Annotated in this window: 18 protein-coding genes; 11 read left to right on the top strand and 7 right to left on the bottom strand. The window is 54.3% G+C overall.

What is annotated here, in order from left to right; translation table 11 throughout:
- Nucleotides 1-121 precede the first annotated feature (121 nt).
- Nucleotides 122-1,012 (top strand): NAD(P)-dependent oxidoreductase, encoded by an 891-nt coding sequence (locus LF95_RS14090; RefSeq protein ID WP_073955672.1) that lies wholly within the window; start codon nucleotides 122-124, stop codon nucleotides 1,010-1,012.
- A 102-nt stretch (nucleotides 1,013-1,114) separates the two neighbouring features.
- On the opposite strand, the gene LF95_RS14085 is transcribed toward LF95_RS14090, so the two are convergent.
- Entirely contained in the window at nucleotides 1,115-2,335 is a 1,221-nt protein-coding gene (locus LF95_RS14085; RefSeq protein WP_073955671.1) for a LysR family transcriptional regulator, read from the bottom strand.
- Nucleotides 2,336-2,475: 140 nt separating this feature from the next.
- On the opposite strand from LF95_RS14085, the gene LF95_RS14080 reads away from it, so the two are divergent.
- Genes LF95_RS14080 through LF95_RS14070 form a run of 3 tightly spaced genes read left to right on the top strand, consistent with a single transcriptional unit; the run spans nucleotide 2,476 to nucleotide 4,941 of the window.
- Nucleotides 2,476-3,213, top strand: a complete 738-nt coding sequence (locus LF95_RS14080) for a PIG-L deacetylase family protein (protein ID WP_073955670.1) — start codon at nucleotides 2,476-2,478, stop codon at nucleotides 3,211-3,213.
- Nucleotides 3,213-3,884 (top strand): 4-carboxy-4-hydroxy-2-oxoadipate aldolase/oxaloacetate decarboxylase, encoded by a 672-nt coding sequence (locus tag LF95_RS14075; RefSeq protein ID WP_073955669.1) that lies wholly within the window; start codon nucleotides 3,213-3,215, stop codon nucleotides 3,882-3,884. Before LF95_RS14080 ends, LF95_RS14075 begins: the two co-directional genes overlap by 1 nt.
- Nucleotides 3,877-4,941 carry a 4-oxalomesaconate tautomerase gene (locus LF95_RS14070; RefSeq protein ID WP_073955668.1) on the top strand — a complete coding sequence of 355 codons (1,065 nt, stop codon included), beginning with the start codon at nucleotides 3,877-3,879 and terminating at the stop codon, nucleotides 4,939-4,941. Before LF95_RS14075 ends, LF95_RS14070 begins: the two co-directional genes overlap by 8 nt.
- Before the next feature lie 22 nt (nucleotides 4,942-4,963).
- Here LF95_RS14070 and LF95_RS14065 read toward each other — a convergent pair whose 3' ends face one another.
- The 6 genes from LF95_RS14065 to LF95_RS14040 form a co-directional block, all read right to left on the bottom strand.
- The gene (locus LF95_RS14065) at nucleotides 4,964-7,180 is read right to left on the bottom strand and encodes a site-2 protease family protein (RefSeq protein ID WP_073955667.1); all 2,217 of its coding nucleotides are present in this window, start codon (nucleotides 7,178-7,180) and stop codon (nucleotides 4,964-4,966) included.
- A gap of 3 nt (nucleotides 7,181-7,183) precedes the next feature.
- The gene (locus tag LF95_RS14060) at nucleotides 7,184-8,533 is read right to left on the bottom strand and encodes an efflux RND transporter periplasmic adaptor subunit (protein ID WP_073956293.1); all 1,350 of its coding nucleotides are present in this window, start codon (nucleotides 8,531-8,533) and stop codon (nucleotides 7,184-7,186) included.
- Between the two features lie 43 nt (nucleotides 8,534-8,576).
- Entirely contained in the window at nucleotides 8,577-9,494 is a 918-nt protein-coding gene (locus LF95_RS14055) for an efflux RND transporter periplasmic adaptor subunit (protein WP_073955666.1), read from the bottom strand.
- Nucleotides 9,491-11,041, bottom strand: a complete 1,551-nt coding sequence (locus LF95_RS14050) for a TolC family protein (protein ID WP_073955665.1) — start codon at nucleotides 11,039-11,041, stop codon at nucleotides 9,491-9,493. The genes LF95_RS14055 and LF95_RS14050 overlap by 4 nt, the downstream gene beginning before the upstream one ends.
- Nucleotides 11,042-11,176: 135 nt before the next feature.
- The gene (locus tag LF95_RS14045; protein ID WP_073955664.1) at nucleotides 11,177-18,202 is read right to left on the bottom strand and encodes a DUF4347 domain-containing protein; all 7,026 of its coding nucleotides are present in this window, start codon (nucleotides 18,200-18,202) and stop codon (nucleotides 11,177-11,179) included.
- A 195-nt stretch (nucleotides 18,203-18,397) separates the two neighbouring features.
- The gene (locus LF95_RS14040; RefSeq protein ID WP_073956292.1) at nucleotides 18,398-19,279 is read right to left on the bottom strand and encodes a sulfotransferase family protein; all 882 of its coding nucleotides are present in this window, start codon (nucleotides 19,277-19,279) and stop codon (nucleotides 18,398-18,400) included.
- 436 nt (nucleotides 19,280-19,715) lie between these two features.
- Here LF95_RS14040 and LF95_RS14035 point away from each other — a divergent pair, with 436 nt between their 5' ends.
- The 7 genes from LF95_RS14035 to LF95_RS14005 all read left to right on the top strand — a co-directional run bounded on the left by LF95_RS14035 (nucleotide 19,716) and on the right by LF95_RS14005 (nucleotide 26,104).
- Entirely contained in the window at nucleotides 19,716-20,399 is a 684-nt protein-coding gene (locus LF95_RS14035; protein ID WP_168173707.1) for a phage tail protein, read from the top strand.
- A gap of 57 nt (nucleotides 20,400-20,456) precedes the next feature.
- On the top strand, nucleotides 20,457-21,128 hold the full coding sequence (locus LF95_RS14030; protein ID WP_073955662.1) for a phage tail protein: 672 nt from the start codon (nucleotides 20,457-20,459) through the stop codon (nucleotides 21,126-21,128).
- Nucleotides 21,129-21,177: 49 nt separating this feature from the next.
- A complete protein-coding gene (locus LF95_RS14025) occupies nucleotides 21,178-21,894 on the top strand; it encodes a phage tail protein (RefSeq protein WP_073955661.1) in 717 nt (238 codons plus the stop codon).
- 351 nt (nucleotides 21,895-22,245) lie between these two features.
- On the top strand, nucleotides 22,246-23,154 hold the full coding sequence (locus LF95_RS14020) for a hypothetical protein (RefSeq protein ID WP_073955660.1): 909 nt from the start codon (nucleotides 22,246-22,248) through the stop codon (nucleotides 23,152-23,154).
- Between the two features lie 48 nt (nucleotides 23,155-23,202).
- On the top strand, nucleotides 23,203-23,883 hold the full coding sequence (locus LF95_RS14015) for a phage tail protein (RefSeq protein ID WP_073955659.1): 681 nt from the start codon (nucleotides 23,203-23,205) through the stop codon (nucleotides 23,881-23,883).
- A 54-nt stretch (nucleotides 23,884-23,937) separates the two neighbouring features.
- Entirely contained in the window at nucleotides 23,938-24,660 is a 723-nt protein-coding gene (locus tag LF95_RS14010) for a phage tail protein (protein WP_073955658.1), read from the top strand.
- A gap of 754 nt (nucleotides 24,661-25,414) precedes the next feature.
- Complete coding sequence (locus tag LF95_RS14005) at nucleotides 25,415-26,104, top strand: phage tail protein (protein WP_073955657.1); 690 nt, start codon at nucleotides 25,415-25,417, stop codon at nucleotides 26,102-26,104.
- The last annotated feature ends 33 nt before the right edge of the window (nucleotides 26,105-26,137 follow it).

Genomic DNA, 26,137 nt, shown 5'->3' with positions numbered 1-26,137 from the left:
CACACGCCCTACAAACTGCCAGCCAGCCACTTTCCCGCAAAATTCAGGGTGTCACCCGGCAGAATATACACATAATGCCCCTCCGCCCCACACTCTTGCCCCACTCTAAGGACATACGACCATGACGATTGACCAGCAGGCAGTTGCCTTTTTGGGTTTTGGTGAAGCCGCAATGGCCTTTGTCAAAGGCTGGGCCACAAACCGGCCCGAGACGATCAAGGCTTTCGACATCAAGACCAATGATCCCGATAGTGCCATTCGCGATGGCAAAAATGCCGATTACCAAAACCTGAATGTTCTGGGTACCGCCAGTACTGCCACAGCCATAACAGATGTACCCGCCATTTTCTCGCTGGTCACGGCCGATCAGGCCGCCATCGTCGCCCAAACTGCTGCCGAGAATTTCCCCAAAGGGGTGTTTTTCTTTGATTGCAATTCCTGTGCACCTGGCACCAAACGCCGTAACGCCGAAAAGATCGAGGCAGCAGGCGGACGTTATGTTGATGTTGCGGTGATGGCACCGGTGTACCCGAAAATGCACAAAACCCCGCTTTTGCTTTCGGGTCCTCATGCGCAGGCCGGGCTGGAATATTTGCAAACCCTGAATATGGCCCCCGCCATTGTCGAAGGCGATATTGGTGCAGGCTCATCGATCAAAATGATCCGATCGATCATGATGAAGGGCCTGGAAGCCCTGTTTGCCGAATGTGTGCTGGCCGGGCGCAAGGCCGGGGTGGAAGAAGCCGTTCTGGCATCGCTTGATAAAACCTATCCCGGTTTTGATTTCCCCGCCAAGGCCGGTTACATGCTGGAACGGTCCATGACACATGGCATCCGCCGTGCCGCCGAAATGGAAGAAGTCGCCCTGACCGTGCATGAACTGGGCCTGGATAACGAAATGGCAAGTGCAACCGTGCAATGGCAGCGCCGCATTGGCAATCTCAAGCTTGATGCCGGTGACCTGGACTATCAGGACCGTGCCGATATGATCCTGAATGCCCTGAAGAAATAAGCGCAAAACCCCTCAAAAAAAACAATCGGGCGGTGAATGTCTGTGCACCGCCCTTCGCATTTTTGAATAGGCATCCCATTCGGCATCCACCTGGCACACCTCTTACCAAATCTCGTTGGCGCGTTTGCCAATGTCAGTCAAACGCGCCAGAAAATCCTTCTGAATCGCGGTCGGCGACCACCCCTTACGCGTCGTAAACCCAATGGGTCGTTCGGTATCGGAAAGGGTGATGGGCAGGCGCTTCAACTCGCCATATTTTTCTTCCTGGGCAATCTGGTGGCGGGAAATGATCGTCACCTGATCACTGGTTGATAACAGCCGCCGGATCAAAATCAGCGAGCCGGTGACAATCACGCTTTGCGGACGTCCCCCGCCTTCGGGGAACATGTTTTCAAAATATTCCCGGGTGGGTGCGCCACGGCGCGGAACAATCCAGGCGCATTTTGCCAGGTCATCCTTTGTAATCACTGCCTGCTGCATAAGCGGATGATGAACCCGCGCCACAATCGCAAGCGGGTCATGAAACAGGGTGGTTTGTTCAATATCATCCACCGGCACCGGGTCGCGCAATGCGCCAATCAGGATATCAATATCGCCATGCCGCAGGGCATAAAGCAATTCACGATACGGCCCATCAATGATGCTGATACGCGTATCGGGTGCCTGTGCTAGCAGGTCATTAATCGCGGCGGGTAAAATGGCACTGCGCGCCAGCGGCATGGTGCCAATCGCCACACGCCCGCCCCGCCCACCCTGCCAGGCGGCAATCTCGTCATAGGCCTGGTCAAGCTCCATCAGTGCCAGTTTGGTATTCATCACCAGCCCTTCGGCAAGCTTGGTCAATAAAATGCCGCTACTGGCTTTTTCAAACAGCGGCACGGCACATAGATGTTCCAAATCGCGCGCCGCCCGATGCAGCGATGGTTGGGAAATCCCAATCGACCGTGCCGCCAGGCTGAAATTCCCGGCTTCGGCAATCGCCACCAGGGCGCGCAATTGCACACTTGTGACCAGATGATGCAGCTTTGCGCTTTGCCCGTGTTGCCTGCGGGCACTGCGCATGATCTCGGTCATCCCCTGTGCCAGATAATGCTGCATCCGCACGATACGATTTACAAAAATATGCCCGATCTCGGTGGGAAACACCCCTTCGGGTCGCCGGTCAAACAGGGCACTGCCAAGATGCGATTCAAGCTTTGCCACCGCCTGGGTAACAGCAGGTTGCGACATAAAAACTTCGTTCGCTGCTGCACTAAAACTTCTGGTGCGCAAAACGGCCTCGCAAGCACGCAAATGCTTGATATTGGGAATATCCTGCGCCATCGGTTGCCTTTCACAAATATGCCCGTATAAACAGACTATAGAAAAAAATTATAACCCCTGTCACGGGTTCTATTTCCTTGCAACGACCAGTACGCTTAGTCTTTGCGACATAATCAAAGACCCAAAAGGGAGTCAGAAACGTGAGTGAAACCAAGCCAACCGCCCTGGTGATCAGCGCCCATTCAGCCGATTTTGTCTGGCGGTGCGGCGGTGCCATCGCCCTTCATGCCGCCAAGGGCTATAATGTCAGCGTTGTCTGCCTGTCCTATGGGGAACGCGGTGAATCCGCCAAGCTTTGGAAAAAGGAAGGCTGCACCCTTGAATACGTCAAGGCAGAACGCAAGCGCGAAGCCGAAAATGCCGCCCGCGCCCTTGATGTGCATGATATCGAATTTATGGATCTGGGTGACTACCCGCTGGAAGTCGATCGCGACGCCAAATTCAAGCTGGTCGATATCATCCGCCGGGTTCAACCCAAATTCATGCTCAGCCACAGCTTTGTCGATCATTACAATACCGACCATGCCCTGGCGACCCGGGTTGCCATTGAATGCCGCATGATCGCGCAGGCCTGGGGCCATAACCCTGGCGAAAAGGTTTTGGGTGCCCCGCAGCTTTACCTGTTTGAACCCCACCAGACCGAACAGATGGAATGGAAACCCGACCTGTTTTTGGACATTTCGGATGTATGGGACAAAAAATGGGCGGCCATCCAGTGCATGGAGGGTCAGGAACATCTTTGGCACTATTACGAAAATGTCGCCGAAAACCGTGCCAACCATTTCCGCCGCAATTCCGGCGGGCAGGCCGGGGGCCGGGCATCGAAATATGCCGAGGGCTTCCAGTCGGTTTATCCGCGCACGGTGGATGAACTTTAATGGGCAAGGTTGTGCAAAACATCACCCGGACCGATCTGGCGATTGCGGATGGCCTGGGGAAATGCGGTGTCGCCACCGTGCACGAAGCCCAGGGCCGCACCGGCCTGTTGCAATCCCATATGCGCCCGATTTATCCCGGCGCACGTATTGGCGGCACGGCGGTTACCGTCTCCATTGCCCCGGCGGATAACTGGATGCTGCATGTTGCCGTCGAACAATGCCAGGAAGGCGACATTCTGGTCGTTGCCCCCACATCGCCCTGCGATGCCGGCTATTTTGGTGAATTGCTGGCGCGATCCCTGATGTATCGCAAGGTGCGCGGTCTGATCATCGAAGCCGGTGTTCGCGATGTGCGTGACCTGACAGAAATCGGCTTTCCTGTCTGGTCAAAGGCCGTTTCGGCACAAGGCACGGTCAAGGAAACCATCGGATCGGTCAATGTGCCGATTTGCATTGCCGGGGCGATGGTTCATCCCGGTGATGTGATTGTGGCCGATGATGATGGTGTCTGTGTTATACCGCGCGAAACTGCCGCAGAAACCCTTGAAAAATCCATTGCGCGTGAAGAAAAGGAAGCCCGCACCCGCGCCCGCCTGATGCAGGGCGAACTGGGCCTGGATATTTACGGCATGCGCGAAAAGCTGGCAGCCAAGGGGCTTGAATATGTCTGATGGCATTCGCTGCATGTGGATGCGCGGCGGGACATCCAAGGGCGGTTTTTTCCTGGCCGAGGATTTACCCACCAATACCACGGATCGCGACCGTATCCTTTTGCGTGTCATGGGTTCCCCCGACCTGCGCCAGATCGACGGCATGGGCGGGGCCGACCCGCTGACATCCAAGGTGGCCGTGGTTAAAAAATCCACCCGGCCGGGTGTCGATGTTGATTACCTGTTTTTGCAGGTTTTTGTTGATCAGGCGATTGTCACGGATACGCAAAATTGCGGCAATATGCTGGCCGGGGTGGGCCCCTTTGCCCTTGAACGCGGCCTGGTTTGTGCAACGGGCGGTGAAACCGATGTGACCATTTTTATGGAAAATACCGGCCAAACCGCCATCGCCACCATCGCAACCCCCAATGGCAAACCCGATTATCGCGGGGATGCCCGCATTGATGGCGTTCCGGGCACGGCAGCGGCCATTCCACTATTGTTTGCCGATACCGCCGGGACAAGTTGCGGCGCACTTCTTCCCACCGGCAACAATGTTGATATTATTGATGGTATTGCAGCAACCCTGATTGATAATGGCATGCCCTGTGTGGTTTTGGCCGCAAGCGACCTTGGCATTACCGGGCAGGAAAGCCGCGAGGAACTTGAAAATAACCAGCCACTGCGCACCCGGCTGGAAAAAATCCGCCTGCTTGCCGGACCGATGATGAATCTGGGGGATGTCAGCGGCGCATCCGTTCCCAAAATGACAATGGTGTCAAAGGCCCATCAGGGCGGCACCATTTCAACCCGCACCTTCATCCCGCATCGCTGTCACGCCTCTATCGGTGTTTTGGGCGCGGTCAGTGTGGCGACGGCCTGCCTTCTCGATGGCAGCCCGGCCCATACCATTGCCAGCCTGCCGCCAAATGCGGGGGCGCAACTTTCGCTATCCGTTGAACATCCCAGCGGTGAAATGGGGGTTATCCTGAACCTTGATCCTGCAGGCAATGTCACCCGTGCAGGCACCCTTCGTACCGCCCGCAAACTGTTTGACGGTTATGTTTTTATCGATTGACCGGCAACATTGTCGGTAATGCTTAAAACGACATTTCCCGGATCAGGACCGCCGCAACAGCCTGGTACATCTGCACCGCCAGGCTACGCGCCGGAGCATCGATTTCCAGGGTACCGCGTAAAATGGTTTCCAGTTTTGCCGATGCTGCCCGGGAAGGTCCCCCCCCATCATCTTCATTCTGCCCGATGACGTAACCGGAGACCCGGTAAATGGCGTCATCGGGAATAAGCGCACCGTTATTGTCGGGCCGGGTGGCAAGCGGGCCACCGTTGCTGGCACTTAAGGCCGGTGCTTCAAGGACCGGGGAATTAAACCGGTCCACCCGGTCAATTTGGACATTCAGAACCGGCCGGGTGATCTGATCGGGGTAAAAACGTGCCCGTGCCGTTTCAGGCAGCTGCATCACATCACGCTGTGACACATAACCGATCAGTCGCTGCGTCCCCGCCTGGTCAACAATCCGCATCAGATTTTTGCGGCTGGCAATCCAGGTGCCGGGATACACCGCATCGACCACATCGCGCACGGTGCCATCAATCGGCGCACGCACATCAAGCTGTGCCTGCCGTGCCCTTATCGCTGCCAGACTGGCCTGAAGGCGCAACACTTCCTGCATCTGGCTCGCCACATCTTCCAGAAACTCGTTACTGCTACGCGACTGCGCCAAAACAATTTCCGCCTCGCGCAATTGTAACTCCAGATCGCGCTGTTTGCTGGTCAGTTCGGGCGAGCGCATCCGCAGCAAAACATCCCCCGCTGCAACGCGCTGTCCTTCGGTGACAAATATCTCGTTAATCAGGCCATTCGCCGGGCTGATGATTTCCGCCTCGGCCGCGGCCTGCAATTGTGCACTGGCGGCAATGGTGGTGCGCCACGGCACCAGCAGGGCCACAATGCCGCCCGCCAACAGCATCATCACGATTACATTGGCAACCGTCCAGCGCGCCTGATGACGCAGTTTCCACCACATTTTCATCTCGTTTACAATCGGCAGCAGGATGAACCAAAGAATTTCCACCGCAAACAGGACAATGCCCAACACTTTGAAAAACAGGTGATAAACCACCAGGGCAATGCCCAGAAACAGAAAAAACCGGTATATCCACACAGCTATGGAATAGATTATCAGCACCCGGCGACGATGCGCTGTCGCCGGTTCGGGCGCGGGCACATCAATTGCAAACAAAAATCGCCGTAGTGACCATTTGGTCATGGCAAAGGACCGATTTTGCAAATTGGGAATGCGCAAATAATCCGACAGCAGATAATAGCCATCAAAACGCATCAGCGGGCTTAAATTGATCAGCAAGGTCGTAATCCAGGTGGCAGAAGCCATCAGGAAAACGGCACTTTGCACCGGGCCCGCCGGAACCACATGCCATAAAAAAGTTGCGACCAGGGCCAGCATCAGTTCCACCCGGATCCCCGCCGCGGCCACCCGCAATTTTTCGCGGTGGTTTGTCAGTCGCCACGCATCGGACGTATCGGTATATAAAACCGGATACATCACCAAAAATGCGACCCCCATTGTCGGCACCCGGCAACCATAACGCCGCGCGGTATAGGCATGGCCCAGTTCATGCAAAATCTTGACCGCCGTTAAGGTAACAGCCATCCAGACGATGCCCTGAAAATTGGCAAAGCCCATAAAGGTTGCCAAAAACGCATCCCACTGGCGAATGGTCATGATGATGCCGATCACCCCGACAACCAGAACCAGCCATGTGACAAAGCGCGAGGCAAAAATATCGGCCAGCCACTGGGTTTGGGATAAAAACCGGTCTGGCCGAAACAAAGGCACACGCACAAACAGATAATTATGAACCAGCCATTTCCAAAAGGGTGGTTTGCCTGCCCTGGCAATTCGGGCAAATTCGGCAGTCGCTTCCGGCCCGGCACGCATCAGCAAACCGTTGCCATGCAGAAACGTCACCAGATTGCGAATATCGGCATAATCGGGGGTAAGGACGGTTTCATGCTCAATGCGCTGACGCAGCGCCGATGCCATGCCTGCCGACCAGCGATGCAGCATTTCAAACGCGGCATACCCAATACGGAAATAACGGTTGCGCACCGGATCATGAATGGTCCAGCCCGGTGCGCCATATTCATCATTTTCAGCAGGCAGCAATTTCAGGTCCTGGCGCAGGGGCGGCAAAGGGAAATCTTCCTCCCGGCCCGTTCCTGTTATGTCCCCGGTCATGTCCCCGGCGGCCATCCCGCCTGCCAACGCAACCATCGCCTACCACCCGATTTTCTGACGCAACGCCACCAGCGGACGACGCAGTAAAAACAGCACCAGCGGCACCTTGTCGCCCAACAGCTTGGCCGATCCTTTCAGGCCAATACGCGGCGGTGCTGTATCATTGGCAAAACGGGCAATCGCGCGATAGGCCAAAACACCATCAGCCGTTTTAACAGGTTGATAGGATGACAGTTCCAGCGACGCTGGAATGGAATGAAGCGGATCCACATCAAGAAACAGCCGCACCTCGGCACCGGGTTCCAGATTGATGGCATCGGAAACCGGAATAAAAATTGCCAGTTCCGCCTGATCAGGCCGGGCGAGCGACATCACCTGCTCTCCGGTTGAAACCGGGCGCCCGCGCCAGCGATTGGGGTCGCCAAACACGGCAATACCGTCTATCGGGGCGCGAACCTCCACTTGCGAAAGTTGATAGGCCGCATATTGCGCCTGTTCCTTACGCAGTGCCAACCGTGCCTGACGCAGGGCCACCTCGGCACGGCCTTTGGCATCGCCAAAAGCCTGCTGGGAGGCACGGCGCAATTCGGCCTCTGCCTCGTCAACCGAGCGCAGGGCAACATCGTAATTTGCCCGAAGCTCCGCATCCTCGAACGAAAACAGAATATCCCCTGCCGCAACCTGTGCATTGGGCCGCACATAAACATTGCGGATGACACCATTGATGGGGGCTGCCACCGGTACCGGGTCATGGGCAATGACATCGGCCGGGGCAATCACGCTTTGAGGTACCGGAAAGGCCAGCACAGCCAGAGCAACCAGTCCCGCAATAATAGCAACAGCCTTGCGCAAACGGGGGCGGGGCTTTTGCAAACGGGCAGCTGGCTTTTTCAGGGAATACCACGCATGACCAATCGTGTCGGCCAGTTGGTCCAGCAAAACCAGCTCTGCTGTCTGCCAGGGTTGGCTACGGATCAGGATCAACCCGCCCATATCCTGCCCATCCGGTGCCTTTAACGGCTGCCAAAGCACCGCTTCGGGCCAGAATTCCTGCCAGTCATTTTGCAGGTTCTCCGCCAGTTGGGCGGCGGACAAAGCCGTAGCGCCGCTCAGGCTGCCCTGTTTTGCCAATGCCTTTAAAACCCGTTCGACAAAACGGATATAGGGGGCATTGCGATCAAGTGTCGGCACATTCGACACAGAAACCGCCCGGAAGGCCGAGGCGCCATTTGTCTTGACCAAGACCGCTTGCTGATAGGCAATTAACCGGCGCGGTTCGCTGACCACCGCAAAACAAAAGGCTGTTAAATCGGGCACATGGCGAATGGTGCGTTCGATCCCCATCAGAAGGGCCCAAGGGGTCTCTTGCGGTGTCGCGTTTTCTACCATCGTAAAATCGCGCCTGTTGAAAACCCGGTCCGTGCGTGATCCATCAGTGATCCGGCCTGTCATCCATTTGGGCCCGGCCACTCATACCCGGCAAAAGACCCTTTGCGCCATCTTCAAGCGCTGCATAGATTTTCACCGTCTGACTGACAGGATCGATGCGTGCGCCGATACGCGCAACTTTACCACGCACATCCCCATCAGTTTCATCAATATGGGCCGAAACCCCCTGACCAACCTTAAGCCAGGCCAACCATTGCGACGGCACAATCAGCTCAAGCTCAAGATCCCCTGATCCGACAATATCAATCAGTTGATCGCCGGGTGTTGCGGTCTGATACGGCTGGCTTTGCCAGTCCACCACCGCCCCGGCATAGGGTGCGGTGATTTTACAGCGGCTTAAATAAACATCCTGCAACTGTAACTGTGCCTTGGCACTTTCCATTGCCGCCTGCGCCATGATCACATCCAGTTCGCCCACGGTACGCAACTCCGCCAGGCGTTTTTGTGCCTTATATTGCGCATCAGCCTGGCGCAAATCGGCGGCCACGGCCAACCGCTGCGCGCGATAGGCCGCACAGTCAAACACGACCAGAACATCGCCCTTGGCAAACCGTTCACCGGGGCGCTTGGGCATATCGGCAATGCGGGCGGAAATCTCGGCCGATAAAACCGCCCGGTTGCGCGTCGCCACCAGGGCGCGTGCCGATGCCATGTCATCGCCCGCTGGTGACATGGCATCCCCCCCATAAGAGGCATTATTACCACCAGAAACACCCGTAGTTGCCGCCCCGGACACAGACGGAACGGCAACACCACCACCATAGGGATCATTCTGCTGAGCAAACGCGGCAATGGGCAGCATAAAGCCACCCATTACCATCACACCAGATACCCGCCGAATCACCTTTGCAAGACCAGACCATTTGCCTGTCGGCGGGGCCATATATCGGGCAAACATCATTGCATCGCCTGTTTATCCGTCCCGGTCATTACGGTTTGCTGTTCTGCTGGCTGTTGTTGCACGTCATCAGCGACCGCAATGCCACTGGCATCATATTCGCCGTTCTGCCACTGATTCATGACGGTGTGAATAGCCTGAGCAATGCTATCAACCGAATCATCGGCAACATCCCTTGGCAAGGGGTCTACCCCGATCGATGCAAAAACCTGCCCATAAGCTGCCTGCAAATCGGCATAGGCCATATCGCGTTGCAGCCCGGACAGCAAAGAACGCACTTCAGCACGGATCGCATCGCTTTCACCAACAGTATTCGCCGACCGTTGCGCCTGCATGCTTTTCACGATCCGGTCCTGAACACTCGAAATCTGATCCGCCAGCTTGAAATCATCCAGCGCATGATTAAAGCGCAATTGCGCTATATTCACCTGGCTGATGACAGCCATGCTCAAGGCCAGACTGCGCACTTTGGAAAGCTCGATCTGGCTGTCAGCAAGTTTCATATTGGCCGGCGCCTTGAAAACCTGCATCAAATTCCACGACAGGTTCAGCGCCCCGTCATACCAGCGCGAATTCACCTTGTAGCTGTCGGTGGTGTGATTAATCCCGGCTGAAAAATTCAACCCCGGCACCATCTGGATCAGGGCGATTTTTGAATCACGCTGATTGATGCGCAGCTGATAGGCTTCCGAACGCAACTCGGAGCGGTTATGCAGGGCTTCAAGCTCAAGCTGGTCGGAACTCATGGCAATTGCAGGCAGCGAATGCGCCTCGGTGGTGCTGTCCACCAGAGTAAATTCACTGTCCGGATGAATATTCATCAAAACCGCCAGTTCGGTCCGGGCCTCGACCAATTGCCGGCGGCGGGCTTCAAGCTCGCGCAGTGTGACCAGCAGGTCTTCCTGATAACTCAGGGCCTCAAGCTGCCCGCCAATACCTTCGTCGACCTGCTTTTGCGACCGCCCCAGAGAACCACGCACCCGTTCCAGAACCTGATCAAAACTTTTCAGCGCCCGATCCGCAGCAACAGCACGCCAATAGGCACCCCGTGTTTGATTAACCACACTATGAATAACCTGGCGGCGACGTTCCGATACGATCAGGGCCAAATCAGCCTGCTGGTGTGCCCGCATATAACCGATGGCAAAATCCAGCACATTCCAGCTTACCGAAAGATCGGTTTTGCGAATGCTGCGATCCGAACTGACAGACGTGGATGTTTTCTGTTCGTTATAGGTACTGTCGCGGTTGTTGCGCGTGGTCCAGCCGGTTTTCGCCACCACATCAGGCAGCAAATTGACATTGGCAACATCAAGCTGCCCCATCGATACCGCCTCTTCCATCAGCTTCAGACGATGGTCAAGATTGTATTTCAGCGCCCGGGCAATCGCATCATCAAGCGTCAATGGCCCGTCGATTTTCTCCTGATTGGCAAACAACCGGTTCAAATCTGTCTGAACCCGGCTGTCATTTTCTGCCTGTGTCAGAGGTTCTGGCGTTACCGCACAACCGGCCAACACCAACATCCCCATCGCGGCAACAGGAACCATACCCCTGCCTATACCGCGCCCGTTCCTTCCCACAGAACTGTTAAACAATTCCGATCTCCCTTTTTTCCACCCGTCCTACCTGGCGAGCAGCCCCAAAACAAATCGTCTAAATACGGCTAATAAGCCGCATTCCCCTTATGCAGCGGATGAGTCAAATACCGATACCGCCTTTGCCAGCAAACTAGCCTGGCGCTCGACAGCACTGCCTGCCCCTGCCAGCTGATCGTTAAAGTCAACATTCTCCAGCCCCCAAAACGCGACATCAAACGATGTATCATCGCCGGGCATATCGGGCGCACGCGCACCCTGCACATTTTCTTCAGCATTGGCCGGCTCATCCCCTGCTCCTGTCGGATTTTCCGACGCAGGCTCGGGTCCAGGTTCAGTTGGTGCCGGGCCTTCTCCATCGAGAAGCTGATCCGGATCGGAAGGTTGCCCGTCGCCAGGTGATAACGGCGCATTCCCTGTTGCTCCAGACCCGCCAAGACTGCTGCCAAATCCTCCACCAAGACCGCCGCCGAAGCCGCCGCCCAATCCTCCACCGAGACCGCCGCCCAATCCTCCACCGAAGCCGCCCGCTTGCAAACCACCAGCAACGGGCCCGCCTGAACCACCCAATCCAAAACCAGTACTGCCACCCGGCTGCGACAGCCCTGTGCTTACCGGCGTGCCACTATTATCAAGTGGACTCACGCTGCCCAACTGGCCCGTTACAGATTGCGGAATTTTCCCGTTATTACCTCCCGCCGGTTCAAACGAACTGGCAACAGGCGTTCCTTCATCACCAAAATCGCCGTTACCAGAGGCAGAGGGGGCTGGCGGCGGGGTTGGGGTTTCAGGCACTGTCGGCTGTACCGGTGTCACCACAACTGGCCGCGGCTCGACACGAATGGTCAAATCGCTGCTGGCCGTCAATTGGGCCGTCGCATCCTCGGTCGCGGTAATCCGAATGGCAAGATCACCAATAAAACTACCCGGCACGTTACCCGTAAACGTAACGATATCGCCATTAACCCGATAACTCAGCCATGTCGGCAGGCTGGAACCATCCGCCAGGGTCGCGGTAAAGCCAAGAGTATCCCCATCAACATCGCCAAATCCGGCAACTGAAACGGAATAATTAAGGGGTCCGCCATTCTCAACCGTCGTTCCGGCAAGTGACGCGGGTGCAGTCGGCGCATCATTAACATCACTTACCGTAATAGAGGCCGTATCCGTCGCGGTCGAAAAGGCGGTATCATTCCCGGTACTCGCTACCGAAACCTTGTCGCCCGCACTATTCCCGCCGGTCTGATCCCAGGCGTGATAGCTGATCGAGGCCGAGGTGCCATTTTCGCCATTGGGTACAAAGCGCACTTTGTCAGTCGCCCGCAACAACAGGGCCTGGCTTTGCGAAACATCGCCCACATCCGTCCAGTCCGTGCCGCCATTCAGCGAATATTGCCAGGTGCCATTACCACTGGTCAGACCATACAGCGCAATCCCTTTCAGGGCACCTGTATCGGCATCGGCAACCGACGTGCCTAGAATATCGGCCACCGTCTGACCTTCATTCGTTGTCGCGTCTTCGGTAATGTCCGTCAGGGTCGGTGTGGCTTCTGTCAGGACGGGCGCATCATTGACCGAACTTACGGTAATAGACGCCGTGTCAGAGGCAGAAGAAAACGCCTTTTCTCCGCCGCGTGTCGCCACGGAAACCTTGTCGCCCGCACTGTCGCTACCGCTCTGATCCCAGGCATAATAGCTAATCGAGGCCGAGGTCCCATTGTCCCCGTTGGGAACAAAGCGCACTTTGTCAGTCGCCCGCAACAACAAGGCCTGGCTTTGCGAAACATCGCCCACGTCCGTCCAGTCCGAGCTGCCATCAAGCAAATATTGCCAGGTGCCAGTGCCACTGGTCAGACCATACAGCGCAATCCCTTCCAGGGCCCCGCTATCGACATCGTCCACCGACGCGCCAAGGATGCTGGCAACGGTTTGGCCGCCATCCGTCGTTGCGTCTTCAGTAATGTCTGTTAAGGTCGGCGTGGCTGGCGTCAGAACAGGCGCATCATTAGCCGCTTTTACCGTAATGGAGGCCGTATCCGTCGCGGTCGAAAAGGCGGTATCATTCCCGGTACTCGCTACCGAGACCTTGCCGCCTGCGCTATCGCTGCTTTGATCCCAGGCGTGATAGCTGATCGAGGCCGAGGTGCCATTTTCACCATTGGGGACAAAACGCACTTTGTCAGTCGCCCGTAACAGCAGGGCCTGGTTTTGCGAAACTTCGCCCACATCCGTCCAGTCCGTGCCGCCATTCAGCGAATATTGCCATGTACCATTGCCACTGGTCAGACCATACAGCGCAATCCCTTCCCGGGCACCTGTATCGGCATCCGTCACAGAACTGCCAAGAATTTCGGCCACCGTCTGGCCCACATTGCCGGTTGCGTCTTCACTAATGCTGGTCAAAGTGGGCGAACCCGCCGTCAAAACCGGCGCATCATTAACATCGCTGACCACAAGGCTGGCCGAGGCGGTACCGGTCGAAAAGGCCGACATGCCGCCCGGTGTTGACGTATCGGCAGTACTGAGAAGCATATTGGTCGAGGCCGTGCCGGTGGTGACATCCCATGCCTTGAACGACAAGGTTGCCGTTTCACCATTGGCCCCATCGGGCACATAGCGGACCTGGCTTGAGGAACTCAGCAAAACAGCAGCAGAGCCGGAAACTGAACTGATCGTCTTCCAGGTTTCACCATCGGTGGAATATTGCCATTTGCCATTGCCCGTCAGGCCCGTAATGGCAATCCCCGATGACGCACCACTATCCACATCGCCATAACCCGCCGAGGTCAGCATCGCGGAAACCGATGTCGCCGAAGAGGTTGTCCCCTCGCTGGTACCCGTCAGTGTTACAGACGCGCCATTCGTCACCGTCGGTGCGTCATTGGACGGACTTACCGTAATCGAAGCCGTATCCGTCGCGGTGGAAAAGGCCGTGTTATCGCCCGTCGTTGCCACCGAGACCTTGTCGCCCGCGCTATCGCTGCTTTGATCCCAGGCGTGATAGCTGATCGAGGCGGAGGTGCCATTTTCTCCATTGGGCACAAAGCGCACTTTGTCAGTCGCCCGCAGCAACAAGGCTTGACTTTGCGAAACGGTTCCGACATCGGTCCAGCTTGTGCCATCATTCAGCGAATATTGCCACTTGCCATTCCCACTGGACAGATCATACAGCGCAATCCCTTCCCAGGCACCTGTATCGGCATCCGTCACAGAACTGCCAAGAATATCGGCCACCGTCTGGCCGCCATTCGTCGTGGCGTCTTCGCCAATGCTCGTCAGGGCGGGAGAATCTGCCGTCAGGACGGGCGCATCATTGACATCGCTGACCGTAATAGAAGCGGTATCGGCGGCAGAAGAAAACGCATTTGCCCCGCCGCGTGTCGCCACGGAAACCTTGTCACCAGCACTGTCCCCGCCGGTCTGATCCCAGGCATGATAGCTGATCGAGGCGGAGGTGCCATTTTCTCCATTGGGCACAAAGCGCACTTTGTCAGTCGCCCGCAGCAACAAGGCCTGACTTTGCGAAACGGTTCCGACATCGGTCCAGCTTGTGCCATCATTCAGCGAATATTGCCACTTGCCATTCCCACTGGACAGATCATACAGCGCAATCCCTTCCCAGGCACCTGTATCGGCATCCGTCACAGAACTGCCAAGAATATCGGCCACCGTCTGGCCGCCATTCGTCGTGGCGTCTTCGTCAATGCTCGTCAGGGCGGGAGAATCTGCCGTCAGGACGGGCGCATCATTGACATCGCTGACCGTAATAGAAGCGGTATCGGCGGCAGAAGAAAACGCATTTGCCCCGCCGCGTGTCGCCACGGAAACCTTGTCACCAGCACTGTCCCCGCCGGTCTGATCCCAGGCATGATAGCTGATCGAGGCGGAGGTGCCATTTTCGCCATTGGGCACAAAGCGCACCTTGTCAGTCGCCCGCAGCAACAAGGCCTGACTTTGCGAAACGGTTCCGACATCCGTCCAGCTTGTGCCGTCATTCAGCGAATATTGCCATGTACCATTGCCACTGGACAGACCATACAGCGCGACCCCTTCCAGCGCCCCGCTATCAGCATCCAACACAGAACTGCCAAGAATCTCGGCCACCGTCTGGCCGCCATTCGTCGTGGCGTCTTCGTCAATGCTCGTCAGGGCGGGAGAATCTGCCGTCAGGACGGGCGCATCATTGACATCGCTGACCGTAATAGAAGCGGTATCGGCGGCAGAAGAAAACGCATTTGCCCCGCCGCGTGTCGCCACGGAAACCTTGTCACCAGCACTGTCCCCGCCGGTCTGATCCCAGGCATGATAGCTGATCGAGGCGGAGGTGCCATTTTCTCCATTGGGCACAAAGCGCACTTTGTCAGTCGCCCGCAGCAACAAGGCCTGACTTTGCGAAACGGTTCCGACATCGGTCCAGCTTGTGCCATCATTCAGCGAATATTGCCAGGTGCCATTGCCACTGGACAGATCATACAGCGCAATCCCTTCCCGGGCACCTGTATCGGCATCCGTCACAGAACTGCCAAGAATATCGGCCACCGTCTGGCCGCCATTCGTCGTGGCGTCTTCGCCAATGCTCGTCAGGGTGGGAGAATCTGCCGTCAGGACGGGCGCATCATTGGGGTCTTCGGCATCAATATTAATCGTGCCGACGTCAGCATTCGTTGTGCCGTCATTGGCCTCGACCTTTATTGTCGCGACATCCTGGCCCAGCGCACCTGATGCCGTGGTATATTTAATATTGCTGGCGGTATCGAGGTAACTATTGATATCGGCGATGCTGCCCGTAAGGGTGATCACGGTCCCGCTCACCAAAGTGGCGGTCACGCCGCTACCAACCCCTGCACCACTGGCCGGGCTGGAAAATGTTCCGGCAGACAGGGTCAGGGTCACTGTCAGCGATGTGCTGTCAATATCGGCAAAAGCAATCGCCGAAAGATCAAGGTTGCTTTCGATATCGGTATAAACTGTTATATCGCTCGGAACACCCGACGCGGTTGAGGCGTCATCTACCGCTTTAATATTCAGGTTAATGTCCCCAAGGGTAACAGTCGTACCGCCGCCCGTGCCACTATTGCCACCGTCATTAAGGGTAACGGTAATCTTCTCGCCGGTGCCATTAACATTCGCGGCCCCCGTATATTTGATATTGGTCGGCTGGTTGATATATGCCTCTAGATTAGCCAGAGTGCCCTTAAGGGTAATCGTGCCCGTGCCATTCCCTGAAAGGTCGAGAGCACCACTGGAGGATGCCAACGAGAACGTTCCCGAGCTTGCCGTTAAAACCAGGGTAAGGTCACCCGACCCGCTGTCAACATCCACAAGGTTGATGGATGTCAGATCAAGCGAGGCCTGTGTATCTTCGGTAAAATTAGCCGTGAAGGGGAAACCGGTTTCATTTGAGTCGGTCGAGCTTACCGATGTCGGGTCGTCATTCACGGCCGTTACCGAAACGGCTTTGGTAGCCGCGTTACTATCTGACGTACCATCGTTGACCGTGATGGAAATGGTACGGGTCGCTGTGCTCGGCGCATCGGAGCTGTTGGCATAAGTGACGGAACGGATGGCCGACTGCCATTGCTCGGCGGTTGCCGTACTTCCAGAAGAAGTCAGCGTCAGAACACCGGTGGAACTGTCATAGCTGCCGCTGATATTGCCGAACGAGCTGCCGCTGGTGAAAGCAAGGACATCCTGTCCGCTTTCAAAATTATCGGTGATAGAGATGGTTGCGCTGGCGAGTGTTGCATTGTCGGAATCTGTAACCGTGAAATCGCCATCAATGACCGTTCCGGTGCCATTTTCGGTATAGGCAGTTGTCCCGTCAGACGTGGTCGCGACAGGGGCAACATTTGACGGGGCCGTTTGAACATTGCTAATGACAATGTCATCAAACTGTAACGAAAATTTTTCACCTTCCCCAGACGGTGTGATGGTGAGCGTTTTTATTCCGATAAAGCCAGAAAAACCATTTGTTCCGGCTAAGGCAGAAAAATCAATAGTATCATAACCATTTTCACCGTCCACACCTACCGTAATTTTTTCTCCCGTATCGGATGTGAAGGTGAGAGATTGAACCCCAAGATCAACAATATTATCCGCTTTAAATGAGATCATATCAAATGTCTGGTTCTCAGACAGACTGATTGTCATTTCAGTCTCGGTACCATAGGCTGTATTGATATCCACTCTATCGACCGGCATATACGCATAACCGGAATAAATGCCTAAACTTACAGTCTTGGCATCAACAACAATCGTGTACCCACCAGACGTTTGCTGCGCATTTCCATCGACGACCTGTGTATTGGCTTCAAAATCAAACGTAATATTAGTCGCCAGGATACCTGAAAAATCGTTCATCGCGCGGGAGGACAAGGGTACCTGTGCCTCGATATCGCCGGTGGCAATTTCAAGATCCCAATCCCCACCCCGGTCACTTGCGCCGGTCAAATCATCCGACGCGGCAATATCAGCACCGGTTACGGCGGCCAGGGCATCAACAAAGGCCTGGCCTTCGCCGCCATCGCCCACCTCGCAGCCATATAACAGAATATCACCCTGATCAGACAGGGCCTGGCCGATTGTGGCAAGGGCATCGTTATAGGCTGCCAGCGTATCGGCATTCAACACATCGGTGCCAAGCAGGATAGTACCCTTATCCCCATGCGAGAGAATATGAAGGGCATCAATGCCGGTTTTGCCATCCAGTGCGGCAACAAGCTGGGCGATCCCCCCCTGGGAACCGTCGATCAGAATTGTTTCCGTGCCTGGTGCCAGGTCGCTGATCAGGTCCTGCCAGCCAGCAATCGATGTATCAACAACCATCACCTCGCGGCGTGTGGCGGGTTCCGTACTCCCGGCTGCGGGCAGGTCGGCGGGGCCGGTGTCAGTATCGGTATCGCTGGTCCCGGCGTGGTTTTCAGCACTATCGTGGCTGTCTTGCGCATGTGCAGCTTCGGCCTCGGCCTGTGCCTGCGCATCACTGGCAGCATCGGCACCGGTTGCGGCACCGGCGGCATCAAACATAAAGCGGGGTTCAAGCGCCATTGGCGTGATGGAGGAAAAGCCTTTCCCCGTATGGCTTGTTTTTGCCGACTGCGTCGTGACATTCATGGCAGCCCCCCCTTTACTACAACAGCGTTTATATACTTCCAGATAGAATACCCATGACGATATTAACAAAAACAACTGAAAAGCAACAACAAATTCAAGCCATAGTTGTGCAATTACATAAAGTTGATTTCATAAATAGAATAAAAACAACTACTTAAACCGGGAAATAGCAGGGAATGTCTGAATTTGTCAGGATCATGACTTCAAGTGCGCGAGTTTGTTTGCAAGTGCTGCTGAATCCAGCTTTGCCGTTTTGGCCACAAGCACATGTGCCGCACTGCCGCTACTGTCACGCCAAAAATCCATATCCTCGAATTTTTTGAACAGGTCCGGGGGCAAAACTGTTTTTCGCGCCTCGAACGATACCTTTGGCCGCACCTTGTGCAGCCCGGCAACGCCAAGTGCGTCGTCAAACCTGGGGGCGTCATATTCAACATTGTCAAAATCATGCCCGTCATACCAGGGCTCTTCGATAAACTGATAAATCAGTCGCAGGGCTTTTTCGGGTGATTTGGCGAGGATTTCATAATCCACAACCAGAAGATTTCCTGCCTGCTCGCCGTAAAATGCTTCTTTCAGCGCCGTCCACGGATAACCGACCAGGCGATTGTGACGGGCAAGGCTCTCGGTTCGGCTGTAAACCGATCCGCGCTCGTCATCACTGCCAAAAAGCCGGGTATTTTCATAAGGATTACGCCGAAACAGGCGCTCAAGACTGTCGAGTATCCAGGGCAGGTCACGCACACAGGCAATCACCTTGGCGCTGGGGTAAAGGTCGGCAATCAGGGGCATTTTTGCACACCAGGACCGGTTGGTATCAAAAAACACCTCACGATCGGTGGTGGTGTGGCAAAAAGCATCGGCCACCGCACGCAAAATTTCCGGGCGTTGATGAGGGTCCATTAACAAAGACGCCTCGTTACCCGCGCTCATCACATTCAGATTGGCGGCCAATAGAGGCGCCAGGGCGCTTGACATCGCAGCGTGGAAACGCGGGTTCTGGCGCAAAAGGGCCGCCAGCAGCGTGGAACCGGAACGCGGCAAACCTGAAATAAAATGCAACTTGGATGATGACATCAAATCGTCCAGCCCCACATGATGCAACCCATTAAACAATCAAACGCACTGAACACGCGCAATCCGTTACGCGCCAGCACAACATCGTATTCACCGCCAAGTCAGCCTGAACTGAATTGGTACACACAACAAATACGCGCGTAAATCAAAAACTTAAACTTAAAATACAGGCACTGTGCCATTCATATTCCCAGGCAGGGGGATGGAATTCCTGCACGTTCAGGTTTCCAAAGCCAGCAGAAAGGCTGGCCGCACCCGCCCCCCCATACTGCCAGGACACACCGTTTCTTTTTGGGACAAGCACGGTGCACAACCCGGCAACTCTCTTGGTTGAAAAACATTGATTATTATTTCTTTAAAATAAAATTTTTGTATATTTCCTCCCCTAATGACGAAACATCATTCCTTCAATATCAATTTTTGGGAGAAATATCGCATGAGGGATCAAAGAAGACTCAAACTTTTTGGCAATTTTCTTGCCGGGGCAAGCGCCATAATCGCCATGACGTATCTGCCCAAGCACGCCCTGGCATGCAACGAGGAGGAATATATGGGCAGCATTTGCTGGACTGTCGGTTCCAAATGCCCCGAAAAATACATGCCTGCTGACGGGCGCTCGCTTCAGGTCGGTGCACATACGCCTTTGTTTAATATTATCGGTTATAAATATGGCGGCAGTGATTTTACATTTAACCTGCCCAACCTGATGGGTCGCGAACCTGTTGGCATCGGAACCGGCCCCGGGCTGACACCAATACGCGCCGGAACCCCCGTTAATGGATCAGAGAGCCAATTAATCTCGCAGGATCAGCTACCGCAACATGAGCACGGCGTTCCAATCACGGCAAGCCAGGGCATTAACGTTAACGTTCAGTCTGGCGCGGGCAATGAACGAAGCCCCGCAGGACATGTTTTAGCGGCACCACAGGGATCAGACATCAACCTCTATGCCAAAACCGAAGATGGCGAAATGGCGCCGGGTATTATAACGGCGAATATTGCCGGGCAAACTGTAACAACCAGCATGACCCCGGATTCCCCGCAAACAAAAATTTCGGTCCTTGGCCCGCAACTGGGCTTACTGGCCTGTGTAAATGTATACGGTGTATATGAGGAATAAGAGCAATATTCAACCAAAAGTTAATATCGCCATCCTGTTTCGTCCGGGGAAAACCACATGACAGATTTCAAAAAGATTACTTTGGCAACAGCTGCTGTAGCCTCCTCCTTCATGCTCTTCACATCAAACAAGGCCAGCGCCAGTTGCTCTGCCGATGCCTTCGTCGGTTCGATATGCTGGATGGCAACCCCCAAATGCCCCGCCAATTATTTGGAGGCAAACGGCGCAACCCTTCCCGTATCGCTCAATCATTCACTCTATGCGGTCATTGGAAATAGATTTGGCGGTTCGGGTGGCACTTTCAGGCTTCCCGACCTTCGCGGGCGAAGCGTGGTTGGCGCGACTTCCGAAGCAGGCGGGATAAAACCAGGCGACAATCGCGGGGCCAGCAATACGGTAATGACGCTTCAGAATATGCCCGCCCATTCCCACACATTCGATCCGTCAAAATTCCAGTTATCGGGCACGCTCAAAGCCAATTTATCCGCCCCTACATCCAACAGCCCGGCAAATAACCACCCTGCCGTCGCTTCTGCAGAGTTGGTACAGGCCTATTCTGACAAAGCTCCTGATGAAAACATGATGGTCGGCATTGTCACCGGAAACCTTGAAGGCGTATCGGGTATCACAACCACGGCAGGTTCAGCATCCCCCATCGCCATCACAGCACCCCGCATTGGCCTGACGGCCTGTATTGCACACGAAGGGCTGCTTCCCCAAAATCGCTAAAATTTTATGCAATGCCGCACAAAAACAGTGGCTGGCAAGGAAATGAATAATGAAAACGTCTTTAAAACAAATCAGTCCCGCAGCATGCTTATCGGCCTTTTCGGTATTCCTGCTTGCGGTCTCGACCATCCCTGGGGAAAGCAAGGCATCGGGCTGTCCGACTGACCAAGTGCAGGCGTATATTGGCTCTGTCTGCTGGACTGCTGCCAATCATTGTCCGCAAAATGCAATGCCTGCAGATGGCCGCATTTTAAGCATTGAAAATAATAAGCCTTTATACGGAGCCATAAGCAACCGGTTCGGAGGAGATGGGACAACAACTTTTGCCTTGCCGGACGTGCGCGGACGCACAATTGCCGGAACAGGAAAGGGAAACAGCATTCCGCCAGTTGCCCTGGGTCAGTCTTATGGCGCGGAATCAGTCTCCCTGACAGCCGACAATCTCCCGCCCCATGCACATCTGTGGAAACTGGGCACAGCCGAAGTTACAGGCACCCTAAAGGCGACCACAACCGAGGGAAATTCGATATCGCCGGATAATCGCGTTCTCGCGGCAAGACCGTCAAGTGGCATCATTCGAAAAAAAATGCCTCTTTATGGCGCATCTCCTGACGCGCGACTTGGCGAGAATGCGGCGACCGTTTCGAGTGATCCTGAAACAGCCCGAACGAATAAAACCGGGCAAGCCACCCCGGGCACAATCCCCATACGCCCGCCGCAGGAACCGCTTTTGGCGTGCATCATTACCGTTGGCATTTCTCAATAGTCAGGAAAACCACCCTTCCCCGCAAAAGGCATAAGCGTTTGGCATATCCCTTTTGCGGGCATTATATCGCGACGTCACGCTGCATTGGTTCACCCAACAACCTTCATGCGCCGTCGGTCGCCCTTTGCAATTTTAAGGTATCCATCCCGCTTCCTTTTGCCTCTCAGAAATTCCCCAACAAATATCGAAGCCCGCAAATCTCAATTTAAAATTGAAATTTTGGGTGCGATTTGTTTTTTCACACAATCCCTTCCCGCCCGTCAACAGCATGACAAACCCGGACAATGGCGCCTGAAATTTCCGGGCTCAACTTAATCCTGGGAAACACCATCGCACGGGAGAAGGGAATAAATGCGACTTAACATTTTTGGCTGTATCGTTGCCGCAACGGCAGCGGTAACAGGCCTGACATTTCGGCCTGATCCGGCCAGGGCCTGCAACCCGGAAGGCTATGTTGGCAGCATTTGCTGGACCGCCATCCCCTATTGTCCTGCAGGATATTTGCCCGCTGATGGCAGTTGGCTTTTCGATCGCCAGAAGCTGACTAATGACAATATTCGCAAACTGGAAGTTCTGATCGGCCACGCATATGGTACGAAAATCGGAACATATGAGACACGAGAGTACAAAGATGTTCCCAAAGATTGGGAACGAATAAAACATGAGTGGGACATCAAGTGGTATAAAGATAAATACGGCAATGAGCACAATGAACTAGAGCTTATCATTTCGACAATTCATGAATATGAAATTTATTCCATACCCGATTTACGAGGACACGAACCCGTTGGCACCGGAACCGGATGGGGACTTACACCAATATCCGCCGGTCCGATAAACAGTAATTCAGGCAAGGGATTTACGTTAAGAACAACAACGCTTCCCGAGCACGATCATGGCGTCAAATTTGAATCTCCGGTTGATATCGCAGTGAGCGAAAACCCAGCTACGGAAAGAGTCCCGACGGGCAACGTATTTGCCAAGCTGGAAAATCCAGATTACGAGATTTATACCTACCCGGCAAATGGGCACATGGCTTCAGATTTTATAATCGCAAATATTATCGGGGAAGAAACAACAACTTATTCCTCGAGAAGTGAAGCCACTTTCTCAAAGGGTTACCTACCCGTCTCAGATCCCGTTCGCATCGTTCCTCCGCAACTCGGGATGCTTGCCTGCATTAATGTTGGGGATAACTTCCCGACCATACCCGCGACTGAAGACACAAAGCCGGCCCCTCAGGGGGGAACCACACCGTGAAACATTTCACCAAAATTGTCTTTTGAGGTCTTATGCAGGATGAATTCAATGATCCATTTCAAGAAAATGATTTTTGCAGCCGCAGTTACAGCCTGCCCGTTTCTGCTTGCCATGCCATATCAGGCACGTGCTTCTTGCTCCCCCGATCCCTATGTTGGTGGCATATGCTGGATGGCGGCGGATTATTGCCCGACAGAGTATATGATCGCAGATGGAAGAATATTACCATCTGATGAATTTGTGCTTCTTTCTATTCTTCTTGGAAATACCTATGGCAGCGCACCAAAAGGGCAATTCAGGATTCCCGATCTTCGGGGGCGCAGTGTCACAGGATCTTCAGATCACTCCCCCCTTTCCGTCAGACAGGGAGAAGCAAGAGGGAGCAATACAATCACCCTATCGCAAGATCAAATACCCCGACACAGCCATGAGATTGACCCAAAAAAATTCCATTTATCCGGCACCGTGGCTGCCAGTACGTACGGTTCTGCATACAGCCACAGGCCGATAAATCATTATCCTGGCGTCGCGTCAAAACCTGCGCTTCAGCCATACTCTGATCCATCCTCAAATACGAAGATGAGGGAGAATATGGTCACCGGCGATTTAACCGGATTAGAAGGTGCAACAGAACAAACAGGCTCTGGGACCCCCATAAACATCCTCTCCCCCCGCATTGCCCTGACCGCATGTATTGCCTTGACGGGAATATTTCCACCAAAAAATTAACAAGCACATTTGCTTCATGTTGCAAATAAACGCTGACTGACAGGAAAATTAAAAATGATAGTGCCTCTCAAACGGACGGGCGTGGCAGGATGCTTATCTGCTCTTGCAATATTCATACTGGCCTTTGCAAGCCTCCAGAATGGCGCAAAGGCTTCGGATTGCAGCGAAGACGGATATCTCGGCACTGTCTGCTGGACTGCGGCGACATTTTGTCCAAGAAATTATCATCCCGCAAATGGTGCTTTGATGCCCCTTAATAATTACCAAGGATTATATAGCTTAATTAGCAATCGCTTTGGTGGCAACGGGGTTACGAATTTTGCCTTACCTGACTTACGGGGGCGTAGCATTGTTGGAACTGGAGAAAGACCGGGCGACACCAACCCAAATTACATAGGCCAAACATACGGCAAAGAAAGTGTAGTCCTGAAGACGGAGAACCTCCCCTCCCATTCCCATAAGTTCTCGCTCGAAACAGCCAAAATCACAGGAACATTACTGGCAACAACGAAAGAGGGCAATTCTGTCTCGCCAGAGAACCGCATTCCCGCAGCAAGGCCGTCAAATGGTCTCAGTGCAAAAAAAACGCCCATTTACAGCAAATCACCAACTGGCAGTTTCGCTGCACACATTGGTACCGTTCGCAGCGACCCTGAAATAAACCGTACAGAGAAAGCCGGTCGACGGGACCGGGCTCCTATGCCCCTGCGTACCGATCAGGTTGGCCTTTTGGCTTGCATCAACATAAATAGCCTGAACTATCCGCGCCGCGAGTAAGGTGTAAAACCGGCTTAAAACTTCTCTAAAAAATACATATTTGGCAGGTCCTTCTTTGTTGGGGACCTGCAAGGCAGATCAGGGGTGCATTGGTTTGCACATTCGCCCTGGCTGACAGTCGTTCTTCTGTTGCCTGACAAATTTGCAGAGAACCTTCTGGCTTTAGGCACGATCAAGACACCTGGCCGTTCCGGGCACAGGTCCGGCAAGTCGGGCATCCAGACCTTTCAAGATCAGAAAATCGGAAACGATTTTGCCACATTCGTAACATTTACTGGCAAGTTGCCGACCACCTTGGTCAGGAAACACAATCGTCCCCTGCCAGTCGTGCGATGATCTTAATCATCGTCGCCAGACTTACCTCAAAACACGCGGCCAGCGGCATCGCCTGCCCCGACCTGACGATCAAATCGGCAATCATTGCCATATAATTTTCGGGCCCCTAACGCGCACGGGCACCGTTCTGCCTGGCACAGGTTTCTGCCTAACCATTCTCCTGTTGCCTGCATCGCGGCCTTTAGCACGGCCACCTTGCTATATGCACCCGCCGCTTCCCGGTAACAGAACGATACCGCAAAAATTTTCACACCTCCCCCTTTGACACGTCAATAGAACAAGTCACCGGCAAAGGCACAATGCCTTTTCGTACAAACGAAAAATACAACCTTAAGCAGACAGTTTGTCCAAGTTTAAAACTCTGTTTTGCGTCAAAATTTTATCTTGAAAATCAATATGACACAGGAGAAGGGAGCAAATGCGACGTAACATTTTTGGCTGTATCATCGCAGGGACCGCCGCGATAACAGCCCTGACATTTCGGCCCGATCCAGCCAGGGCATGTAATGAAAATGGCTATATCGGCAGCATTTGCTGGACAACTATAAATTTTTGTCCCGACGGATATTTACCCGCCGATGGTCGTCGGCTTCCACTACCAGGTAATGCTGCTTTGTTTTCTGTTGTCAGATTTACGTATAGCCCCGGGAGTAGTAACGAATATTTTTATCTGCCAGATATGCGCGGCTACGAGCCCATCAGCTTCGGAACCGGGCCCGGGCTTTCACCGGTCTTCTTAGGATCCGCAATAGGTTCACTGGATCAAACATACGTATCACCGCTCGCCCTTCCCGAGCACGATCACGGTGTTACCATCACGGTTACATCTAATATTGACGTCAAAGTTCAGAGCGGACCCGGCACTGAAAGAACGCCGGCGGGAAATGTTCTTGCGGCACCGCAATCATCCGGCACCCTGCTTTATGCCGACACAGCAAATGGTGAAATGGTATCAGGCGTTGTGACAGCAAACATTGCCGGAGCAACGGTGCAAAGCAGCCAAACACCCCAGAAACCCAACGTTCCTCAAACGATATCGGTCGTTGGACCTCAACTCGGGATGCGTGCCTGCATTAATGTCAACGGCGTATATCCGCCCATACCGTAAGTGACATCGCCAAACGGATCCTGTTTTGATGCT

Source organism: Thalassospira sp. TSL5-1 (assembly GCF_001907695.1).
Classification (GTDB): domain Bacteria; phylum Pseudomonadota; class Alphaproteobacteria; order Rhodospirillales; family Thalassospiraceae; genus Thalassospira.
This window is presented reverse-complemented; position numbering and strand designations above follow the sequence as displayed.

Bases quoted from the DNA above. Each gene is read 5' to 3' on its own strand.
- LF95_RS14090 (WP_073955672.1), top strand. From the start codon at position 122: ATGACGATTGACCAGCAGGCAGTTGCCTTTTTGGGTTTTGGTGAAGCC.
- LF95_RS14085 (WP_073955671.1), bottom strand. From the start codon at position 2,335: ATGGCGCAGGATATTCCCAATATCAAGCATTTGCGTGCTTGCGAGGCC.
- LF95_RS14075 (WP_073955669.1), top strand. From the start codon at position 3,213: ATGGGCAAGGTTGTGCAAAACATCACCCGGACCGATCTGGCGATTGCG.
- LF95_RS14070 (WP_073955668.1), top strand. From the start codon at position 3,877: ATGTCTGATGGCATTCGCTGCATGTGGATGCGCGGCGGGACATCCAAG.
- LF95_RS14065 (WP_073955667.1), bottom strand. From the start codon at position 7,180: ATGGTTGCGTTGGCAGGCGGGATGGCCGCCGGGGACATGACCGGGGAC.
- LF95_RS14060 (WP_073956293.1), bottom strand. From the start codon at position 8,533: ATGGTAGAAAACGCGACACCGCAAGAGACCCCTTGGGCCCTTCTGATG.
- LF95_RS14055 (WP_073955666.1), bottom strand. From the start codon at position 9,494: ATGATGTTTGCCCGATATATGGCCCCGCCGACAGGCAAATGGTCTGGT.
- LF95_RS14050 (WP_073955665.1), bottom strand. From the start codon at position 11,041: ATGGTTCCTGTTGCCGCGATGGGGATGTTGGTGTTGGCCGGTTGTGCG.
- LF95_RS14045 (WP_073955664.1), bottom strand. From the start codon at position 18,202: ATGAATGTCACGACGCAGTCGGCAAAAACAAGCCATACGGGGAAAGGC.
- LF95_RS14040 (WP_073956292.1), bottom strand. From the start codon at position 19,279: ATGTCATCATCCAAGTTGCATTTTATTTCAGGTTTGCCGCGTTCCGGT.
- LF95_RS14035 (WP_168173707.1), top strand. From the start codon at position 19,716: ATGAGGGATCAAAGAAGACTCAAACTTTTTGGCAATTTTCTTGCCGGG.
- LF95_RS14030 (WP_073955662.1), top strand. From the start codon at position 20,457: ATGACAGATTTCAAAAAGATTACTTTGGCAACAGCTGCTGTAGCCTCC.
- LF95_RS14025 (WP_073955661.1), top strand. From the start codon at position 21,178: ATGAAAACGTCTTTAAAACAAATCAGTCCCGCAGCATGCTTATCGGCC.
- LF95_RS14020 (WP_073955660.1), top strand. From the start codon at position 22,246: ATGCGACTTAACATTTTTGGCTGTATCGTTGCCGCAACGGCAGCGGTA.
- LF95_RS14015 (WP_073955659.1), top strand. From the start codon at position 23,203: ATGATCCATTTCAAGAAAATGATTTTTGCAGCCGCAGTTACAGCCTGC.
- LF95_RS14010 (WP_073955658.1), top strand. From the start codon at position 23,938: ATGATAGTGCCTCTCAAACGGACGGGCGTGGCAGGATGCTTATCTGCT.
- LF95_RS14005 (WP_073955657.1), top strand. From the start codon at position 25,415: ATGCGACGTAACATTTTTGGCTGTATCATCGCAGGGACCGCCGCGATA.